This window comes from Flavobacterium sp. (assembly GCF_035456225.1).
Taxonomy (GTDB): domain Bacteria; phylum Bacteroidota; class Bacteroidia; order Flavobacteriales; family Flavobacteriaceae; genus Flavobacterium.
Genome location: NZ_DATIDM010000057.1, coordinates 1 through 8,682, shown reverse-complemented (window position 1 = coordinate 8,682; position 8,682 = coordinate 1). Strand labels below are relative to the sequence as shown.

Below are 8,682 nucleotides of genomic sequence, written 5' to 3'. Positions count from 1 at the left end.
GCAGAAATGCTTCGGCAGCCATTAATGTTTATAACGGCAGCATAATTCCCGCTGACAGCAGGAGTAAACGATGCGTTGGTCGCACCTGATATAGGCGTGTTGTTATTGCTGCAGTCTATCCATTGATAGGAATCTGCCGATGTGGTTGTTATTAGGGTGTTTCCCGATAAAGTAACAACCACCGGTGTGGGACTGCAATCTTTGTATTTGGCTAGAAACATATCCGAGGAGTTGATGGATGTTAAGTTGAAACTGTCATTGGAGAGGTCAAAGTCAGTATTTAGGCTGAAAGCTCCGGTTATAATCATTTCGTCATTGTTATTCATCACTATTGAACTGGCGGTTTCCTCCAAGACCCCTCCGGCTGATCTGGCCCAGAGATAATTTCCGTTGGCGTCGTATTTTGCAATAATACTGTCGACGCTTCCCGAAGAAGTGTGGGTTGCGATTGCCGGAGAGAGATCAAAATCGGCGGTCAGAGAGTAATGTCCTGTTATGTAGCGATTGCCTGCGGAATCAACAGCGATGGCGTTGCTCAATACGCCTGCGGCTGCGGGTGTTGGATTTCATGCGCTGAACGCCCATTGCAGTTGAGGGGCAGATTGTCCGTGTGTTTTATCGATTATACCTGCTGATACTAACCAGATAAAGAAGTATAAGTATTTTATAATCAAAATTTTAACATATAAAGTTATGAAAAATCGAAACGCGTAGGTGGTTAAAAATGTTTTAAACGCTCAAAATGAAAGGATTGTGATTTTGTTGTTCGGGACTGACAGAATGTTTGTTTCTGTATCTGATAAAAATTACTCAAGGATCAATAATATAAAAAGACCAGACAGTAGTGTTGCGTCTTAAAAAAATCTTGATACTATTTAATTTTGTGTGCGATACGCTTAAATGATATGGATAATTTATGGTTAAATCTGATAGTTTTGTGTGCAAATGGCTGAATAATAGTTAATTAAAACCAATTTTAAAATATTTATCCTTAAAATAGGTGTATCTTTACTAAAGAGCATTTTTAGAAGCTCTATTACTTCAATTGATAATCTCCTCTTCATAATGTTTAGCTGAAAGTTTTTTGATAGTAAAGATGGAATGCATCGGGAAATTCCAATGTTAAAACTGTGGTCAAAAAAATTTAAAATAAACATCATGAAAACTTTTTATAACAGTATAGCAATAATACTTATTGTCTTATGGGGCGTTGCCTTTTTTGTCAGTAACACAGGGTCTTTTATTCATTTGTTGTTACTTCCTATTGCGGCAATTTTAGTTTACGATTTTGTAGGAATCATTAAGCTTTTGAATAAGGCGTAATTTGTAAATTTTGAAATCAGCTGATTGTGATAAGTGTCACTAAGTATCAGTAATAATAAGCAATTAAAAAATGAAAACACTGCACGGCATATTGTCTGAGAAGATATTCTCTGTAACGGAGAAGATTCAGCAAAACTTTCCAGGGCTTTATGAGCATTTGGACGAAACGCCCTTTTCATTAAAGACTTTCGACAAACATGGAATTGAGGATGCCGACCTGATACATTATTTGGAAGAATTAATTTTCCAAATGAATTGTAGCAAGAAATCGGCCGTAGATTATAATACAAATGAAAATATTATGAAAAATTTAAACGACAACTCAGAATCCCTGAATGAAAATTGGGGGGAACAAAAAGAAAAGTTATTGGAAAAGTATTCTGTTTTAAGTGAAACAGATTTGCTGTTCATAGATGGGAAAAAAGAAGAAATGCTTGAAAAGGTTCGAAAAATATTAGGGTTGACAAAAGAAGAACTCATGTTTATGCTTTTCAGATTTTAACTTTTACGGATTGTGCAATAGTGGGAGAGTATCAGTGTGGCTGGTACTTTTTTTGTTAGCACAGTCTGTAAACTTCTGATTTTCAATGTTTTTTTCTTGTAAAAATTGAATCTTTTTTGAAGTTTTGTCAAAAAAAAAGCTTTGTTAAATATATTATGTCTAGCTTTGCCTTCTAATGGTTTTCTGCCAATGCTTGTTCTGATTTGTAAATTTGCAGTCTCTTTCTCTTCAGTTTTAGCGTTTCAGTTGCCGCTTTATTAATTTAAACAAGTTTACACCGTAAACTTCTGTGCAGGAGATGTGGGTTGCCACGACTTCAGCAACACAAATCCTTGATTTATTTAGTGTTGTATACTATCAAGGAAGTTTTCCGAAAAAATAATCACTGCCAATTTTCCGACTTTCAGGGCATTAGCCCAATGTCCTGTTCTGTCTGATGCTCTAAAACTACTTTAGGCTTTTTCATTTCATTTTACAATCACACCTAAATCGCATCATTAAGTATTATTTGATGCTGTATAACAAAACGTCAAAATTTCTGAAATGAATTTTGACATTAAAAGAACAATAAAAGCTGGTTATCAGCTACAAAATTTAAAATTATGACATTTGAAAATTTAAATATACTATCTCCCATACTCAAGGTGCTTGAACGGGAAAAATATTTTTCTCCCACACCCATACAAGAGCAAGTCATCCCGTTGATTTTGCAGGGTAATGACGTATTGGGATGTGCACAAACAGGCACGGGAAAAACAGCTGCTTTTGCTTTGCCCATTTTGCAGCAACTGGCGCTTCGACAAGCTGTAAAGCCTAAATCCATCAGAGCATTGATACTTACCCCAACAAGGGAATTAGCGATACAGGTAGGAGACAATTTTGCTTGCTATGGAACTAATCTTAACCTAAGATGTACGACTATTTTCGGCGGGGTGTCACAAGTACATCAGGTAAAGGCTTTGAAGGCCGGTACAGACGTGCTTATTGCCACTCCGGGACGTTTGCTTGATTTGATGAATCAAAACCTGGTTAGTCTTTCCCATTTGGAAATTTTTGTATTGGATGAAGCCGACAGAATGCTTGACATGGGTTTTGTGCATGATGTAAAGAAGGTTGTGGCATGTCTTCCCGCTAAAAGGCAAACACTGCTTTTTTCGGCTACTATGCCGAAATCCATTCAGCAATTGGCCGACAGTCTCTTGAAAAATCCGGTTTGCGTAAGTGTTGATCCGGTGTCTTCTGCTTCACAGGCGGTTGCCCAGTCCGTATATTTTGTTGAAAATAGCGACAAGGAGCAATTGCTTACAACGCTGTTAGGTGATTCGGGAATTTTGCGTTCGTTGGTTTTTACCCGTACCAAGAGGGGAGCCAATCAGTTGGTAAAAAAGCTTATCAGTCAGGGGGTTTTGGCGGCTGCCATACACGGTAATAAATCCCAGAATGCCCGTCAGAAAGCTTTGGAAGATTTTAAACAAAATGATTTGAGGGTTCTTGTGGCTACCGATATCGCCGCAAGAGGTGTTGATATAGAGGATTTGCCTCACGTGGTTAATTATGACCTTCCAAACATTCCGGAGACCTATGTGCACAGGATTGGGCGGACGGGACGTGGCGGTAAAAGCGGTGTTGCCGTTTCCTTTTGCAGCAGAGAGGAAAAAGGAGAACTTAAGAGTATTGAGAAATTAATAGGGGTCACCCTTTCTGTTTCCAGTATTTAATGCAGGATTATAGTTTTTAAAGACATATCGAAGCCGATTCTCCTGTTTACAAATATATGGGGTGAAAGGTCTTTGATGTGGCTATAATAAACGAATACGAACAATTGTTGAATTTTAAAAACACAGAACTATGGCTGATTCATTTTTCAAGAAAGAAAAAAATAAGAAGAGAGTATTAAAAAAGAAAGTCAAAGACCAGAAAAAGGAAGACAGAAAAGTCAATAATAACAAGGGGAAAGGATTTGACAGCATGATTGCTTACGTGGATGAAAACGGGAATTTAACATCGACGCCTCCTGAAATTAAGAAACCTGTCGAAGGGAAAGTAAATTTGATTACACCGAATCCGCGTTACGGAAACGGGATTGTAAAATAAGTTGAACAGAGATAATTTTTTGGTTGGCTTTGCGTGAAGGTCTAAGAGTTTAATTGGAAGTGGATTTTGGTGAACCATACCGTTTTCCGTTAAACAGGATGCTTCTTTAGGAAATAAAACACACAAATAGTATTTGGTTTTAAATGAAAAAGGCTTCGCAGAAATGCGAAGCCTTTTGTTTGCAGTTTTATTTGTATAAAAAAAGCCCGACATTACTGTCAGGCTTTAAAAGCTCCCCCTCTTGGGCTCGAACCAAGGACCCTCTGATTAACAGTCAGATGCTCTAACCAACTGAGCTAAGGAGGAAACTGTATTTTTATGTAAAGAACTTTTTTTAAAGATATAAAAAGCCACTCTTGCGAATGGCTTTTTTTGCTCCCCCTCTTGGGCTCGAACCAAGGACCCTCTGATTAACAGTCAGATGCTCTAACCAACTGAGCTAAGGAGGAAGGTGTGTTACCTTTAATGCGGTGCAAATATAAGCTGAAATTTTATACTCGCAAATAAAAAATTAAAAAATTTTATAAAAGTTTATCGGCTATTAGCTGGTAAATGTCTTTTCCAAAGGTTAAGACCATTAGACTCAGCAAGATAATCATTCCGGCTGTTTGTACGTGACCCATAGCTTTTTCACTTAAAGTTTTACCGGTTATCATCTCGGCAATGGTAAACAGGGCATGGCCACCGTCTAATCCCGGGATCGGCAACAGATTCATGAAGGCCAAACCAATCGAAAATAGGGCAGTGAAATTCCAGATGAATTCCCAGTTCCAGGTATCAGGTAATGCCCTTGCTATTCCGACAGGGCTTTTTACGTGTTTGTAAGCCTCTGTTTTAGGACGTAAAATCAATTTGAATTGCTTCACGTTGTATATTAACAATTGCCATGATTCCTTGACCGCTTCCGGGAAAGCTTCCGCAACATTCAGTTTGTTCACGATTTCGTAGCTTGGCTGATTGTTCGGTTTTAATATAAATCCAAGTTTTCCGTTTTTACCAACATGGGCAGGTAAAGCCATTCTTTGTGTTCCTCTTAAGATATTCAGCGTTATATCTTTATTCGCAGACTGGCTTAATTCCGATTTGAAATCAAAGAAATTCTCGTAAACTCTGTTGTTGAAGCCTAAAATGACATCATTTTCCTGAAGTTTTGCCTTGTCTGCTTCCGAACCCGGAACAATTTGATTAACAGAAGAATCAGCCATATCCATTGATTCCGTTAAAAAGATGCTGTCGCCGAATCCTGCATCTCCTTTTTTGTCGACAGCAAGGAGAACGGTAACCGGAGCGCCTTTTCTTAAAACGGTAACCGGAACGGTTTTTCCTTTGTGATTTTTCAATTCATCCGTAAACTCATCAAAGTAAACGAATGATTTGTTGTTAAGCATCTGTAATTTATCCCCGGCCATTAAAACGGAAGGTTTGTTCTTTACAGAGGCTACGCTGTCAATCACGACTTGTGAAATCAGATTTCTTGCCCCGACAAAATCACGCCCTTCTTTGGCTAAAATTTTGGCTTTATTTTCGTCAGACAAAACGATGGTTTGCTTTTGGCCGTTTCTTTCGATTTCAATATTGTCTCCCAATAAGGCATCCAATACCATACGATTGAAGCGTTCCTGATGTACTCCGTCCACTGATAGGATTTTGTCACCGTTTTTAAAACCTGCATTCAATCCGGTTTCCCCAAATGACAATCCGTTTTCCTGTATTTTATCGGTGGAAACATATTTTTGTCCGTAAGTGGTATAAACTACCGTATACAGAAACCAGGCAAGGAGAATGTTGACGATGATTCCGCCCAACATGATAATCAGTCGTTGCCAGGCCGGTTTTGAACGGAATTCCCAAGGTTGCGGTTCCTGCTTCATCTGTTCCATGTCCATGCTTTCATCCACCATTCCCGCTAATTTCACATAACCTCCGATAGGAAGCCATCCGATCCCCCATTCGGTATCACCAATCTTTTTTTTCAGTAAAGCGAAACCCGCATCCATGAAAAGGTAGAATTTTTCCACTCTTACTTTGAACATTCTGGCTGTAATATAGTGACCGAATTCGTGTAGAATTACCAATACGGATAATATGAAAAGGATCTGACCTAATTGTATCATTTTAAACTATGAATTTTTATTATAAACGACAAAAGTAAGGTTTTCGCCTTACTTATTATCAAGTTATTTAGGTTTGCCTAATTTTTTATAAAATTTTTATGAATTACGCCTTCAGAGGTTGTGATCTTAACTATGTGAACACCGTTAGATAGCTTGTTTACGCTGAATTCTGCATTTGTCTCGGTGGCCACCAATTGACCCAGAGCGTTGTAAATATCTGCTTTCTGCAATTGAATGGTTGTAGGCAGCTGAATTGTTATACGGTCATTTGAAGGATTCGGATATAAACTGATGATTTGATTGAGTTCAAACGATTCGTTTCCTAAAGTGGCGGTGCTGTTTTTGGAAATGATATGTTTGTTGGGATCAAATAGAATTCCTGTTGGAGCGAATGGCACAGAAACTGTAAATTGCTGTCCGTTGCTGGTATTGTCTAAAACGACATCATGCGTCAAACCTCCGGCGCCGGTGAATCGGATAGGAACCGGAGCTTCGAAAAACGAAACCGAAACATGGGAACTGGTCTGGTTAAGCGTGATGCGCACCTGATTGCCGCCCAATGTTTGTGCGTTTACCGTATAGGTAGGATATCCCTGCATATAAATCCAATCATTGAAAAATTCAGTTAGGTTCATGCCGGATACGGCTTCCAAATGTGTTTTTAGCTGCGGTGTGGTGGCATAACCATAGGCTAGAGCAGGGTCATTTAAATAATTGCGAAGCGCCTGAAAAAAGTTTGCGTCTCCCAATTTGTGTCGTAACATATGCGTTACCATTGAGCCCTTGTCGTATGAAATTCGGGAACTGAAAATAGTGTTTACATTTTGAGCTTGAGTATCCGATAAATATAAATTTCCGCCCGCTTGCGAGGTGATATTGTTTATTTTGCTTGCTTTCCAGGATACAAAATTGGACGCGCCGTCGAAATTTTCAACCACAAGTCCAGACATATATTCGGTGATCCCTTCATTTAGCCAAATGTCTTTCCAGGTGCCGCAGGTAACTTTATCGCCAAACCACTGATGAGCCATTTCATGTGCAATGAGACTTCTTCCGAAATTGTACATAAAGGAAACGGTGGTGTGTTCCATTCCGCCTCCCCATCCAAACTGTGCGTGGCCATATTTTTCGTTACGGAAAGGGTAGGGTCCGATCAAAGATTCGTATAAATTTAAAATTAATGGCGTTTGGTCGATCTGCGTTCTTGTCGCAGCAGTATTGTTTTCTGCATAAATATAATTTACCACCGGGTAAAAAGGACTTGCCATTGTACCCAAGCCTGCCTGCTGGTTGTAAATCTGATAATTGGTCACAGCCATGCAGATAAGGTAGGCCGGTATAGGATATCCGTGATGGAAATGAGTGGTTTTATTTGCTCCGTTAACAGTTTGCGACTGTTCCAATCCATTAGAAACACTAACGTAGGAGGAAGGAGCTGTGATATAAACATCGATGCTTTCTACTTTGTCATTTAAATCCTGCTTACATGGCCACCAGTCCCTTGCGCCAAACGGTTCCGATAAGGTAAACAAAACCGGGGTGCCATTATGAGTGCTTGTTGTGAATGCCTGTTCGCCAGATGCCGGTGCTCCTGAATAAGTTATTTTTACCGTTGCCGAATTACCTGTCGTTACTGTGGTGGGAAGTGTGATGACTAATTCGTTATTGGTATTTTGAGTAAATGTCAGATTGGTCAGACCTTGTTTTACACTGCTTACAGTTAGTTGATTAGTTAAGTCGAAAGTTACGGTCGACATGTTAGACAGCGCGGTAAAAGTAGTGGTAACTACTCCTGAAATTGCATATACAGCCGGATCAACGGTGAATTCCAGTTTGTGATAAGTTACGTTGTAATTCTGTGTATTGGGATTAACCCTGAAATCCATTGTTTTGGCAGCCGATTTCATTTCGGCTTCAATCATCCGATGGTAATCTTCATCATGGGTTTGTGAAAAACCATAAAAGGTTATGAGTAATGCAAAAAGCAGGGGAAACTTTTTCATATTTCTTAAAAAATTTCCCCAAATATAAAAAATATTATAACATTAGAATTTTGTTTTGTGTTTTTTACAACAGTATGTTTTAATTTATTTTGGGATAACCTAATTTATAAGGGTTTTATGCGAATGGAAGCGTTTTTCTGTTTATGTAGATAAAGGGAATTATGGTGTTGGTTTGTGAAATATTTCCGATAGAAAATAAATTCACTGGATGTTGAATAGGTTAGTGATGAGTTGTTTAAGATATTTTTATCGAAAAAAATCAATTTTTATGACTTTGTAAAATCGTTATTCTTTTATCAGCTTATGGTGAATAACCCCTGTCGAAGTGCTGATCACTAACGGGTAAATACCATTGGCAAGGGTGCTGATGTTAATAACCGATTTGTTTTCCCTCATAATCAACATCCCCAATACATTGTAAACTTCTACTTTATCCAAGCTAACATCTGTCGGAAGTTTTAAGGTTAAGATGTCGTGACAGGGATTGGGATAAATGATAAGATCCGAATTGTCTCCCACCATATTCGCCGTGCTGTATCGGGAAATAATATTTTTTTTCGGGTCAAACAGTATTTGCGTGATTTTAAAGGGTACTTCTATAATAAATTCCTGATTGTTCGAGCTATTGTCCAATATAAGATCTTGT

Annotated in this window: 8 protein-coding genes and 2 tRNA genes; 4 read left to right on the top strand and 6 right to left on the bottom strand. The window is 38.6% G+C overall.

Annotated features, from left to right (window positions below):
* The coding region (locus tag VLB74_RS03340; protein ID WP_414655585.1) for a hypothetical protein at window positions 1–539 on the bottom strand (539 nt) is incomplete at its 3' end.
* Window positions 540–1,101: 562 nt separating this feature from the next.
* Here VLB74_RS03340 and VLB74_RS03335 point away from each other — a divergent pair.
* The 4 genes from VLB74_RS03335 (at window position 1,102) to VLB74_RS03320 (ending at window position 3,919) form a co-directional block, all read left to right on the top strand.
* A complete protein-coding gene (locus VLB74_RS03335; RefSeq protein WP_325202042.1) occupies window positions 1,102–1,323 on the top strand; it encodes a lmo0937 family membrane protein in 222 nt (73 codons plus the stop codon).
* A 70-nt stretch (window positions 1,324–1,393) separates the two neighbouring features.
* A complete protein-coding gene (locus tag VLB74_RS03330; RefSeq protein ID WP_325202041.1) occupies window positions 1,394–1,825 on the top strand; it encodes a CsbD family protein in 432 nt (143 codons plus the stop codon).
* A gap of 602 nt (window positions 1,826–2,427) precedes the next feature.
* Window positions 2,428–3,543, top strand: coding sequence for a DEAD/DEAH box helicase (locus tag VLB74_RS03325; RefSeq protein WP_325202040.1), 1,116 nt, complete (start codon window positions 2,428–2,430; stop codon window positions 3,541–3,543).
* Window positions 3,544–3,673: 130 nt separating this feature from the next.
* Complete coding sequence (locus VLB74_RS03320; RefSeq protein ID WP_325202039.1) at window positions 3,674–3,919, top strand: hypothetical protein; 246 nt, start codon at window positions 3,674–3,676, stop codon at window positions 3,917–3,919.
* 232 nt (window positions 3,920–4,151) lie between these two features.
* Here the strand turns inward: VLB74_RS03320 and VLB74_RS03315 are convergent.
* From VLB74_RS03315 to VLB74_RS03295, 5 genes are all read right to left on the bottom strand, one after another.
* Window positions 4,152–4,225, bottom strand: a tRNA-Asn gene (locus VLB74_RS03315).
* Window positions 4,226–4,294: 69 nt separating this feature from the next.
* Window positions 4,295–4,368, bottom strand: a tRNA-Asn gene (locus VLB74_RS03310).
* A gap of 72 nt (window positions 4,369–4,440) precedes the next feature.
* Window positions 4,441–6,033 carry a site-2 protease family protein gene (locus VLB74_RS03305; RefSeq protein ID WP_325202038.1) on the bottom strand — a complete coding sequence of 531 codons (1,593 nt, stop codon included), beginning with the start codon at window positions 6,031–6,033 and terminating at the stop codon, window positions 4,441–4,443.
* Between the two features lie 77 nt (window positions 6,034–6,110).
* A complete protein-coding gene (locus VLB74_RS03300; protein ID WP_325202037.1) occupies window positions 6,111–8,036 on the bottom strand; it encodes a M1 family metallopeptidase in 1,926 nt (641 codons plus the stop codon).
* A gap of 285 nt (window positions 8,037–8,321) precedes the next feature.
* A partial coding sequence (locus VLB74_RS03295; protein ID WP_325202036.1) for a T9SS type A sorting domain-containing protein occupies window positions 8,322–8,682 on the bottom strand: 361 nt, incomplete at its 5' end.

Excerpts from the sequence above, each read along its gene's own strand:
- VLB74_RS03320 (WP_325202039.1), top strand. The coding sequence starts at position 3,674 with ATGGCTGATTCATTTTTCAAGAAAGAAAAAAATAAGAAGAGAGTATTA.
- VLB74_RS03325 (WP_325202040.1), top strand. The coding sequence starts at position 2,428 with ATGACATTTGAAAATTTAAATATACTATCTCCCATACTCAAGGTGCTT.
- VLB74_RS03300 (WP_325202037.1), bottom strand. The coding sequence starts at position 8,036 with ATGAAAAAGTTTCCCCTGCTTTTTGCATTACTCATAACCTTTTATGGT.
- VLB74_RS03305 (WP_325202038.1), bottom strand. The coding sequence starts at position 6,033 with ATGATACAATTAGGTCAGATCCTTTTCATATTATCCGTATTGGTAATT.
- VLB74_RS03330 (WP_325202041.1), top strand. The coding sequence starts at position 1,394 with ATGAAAACACTGCACGGCATATTGTCTGAGAAGATATTCTCTGTAACG.
- VLB74_RS03335 (WP_325202042.1), top strand. The coding sequence starts at position 1,102 with ATGCATCGGGAAATTCCAATGTTAAAACTGTGGTCAAAAAAATTTAAA.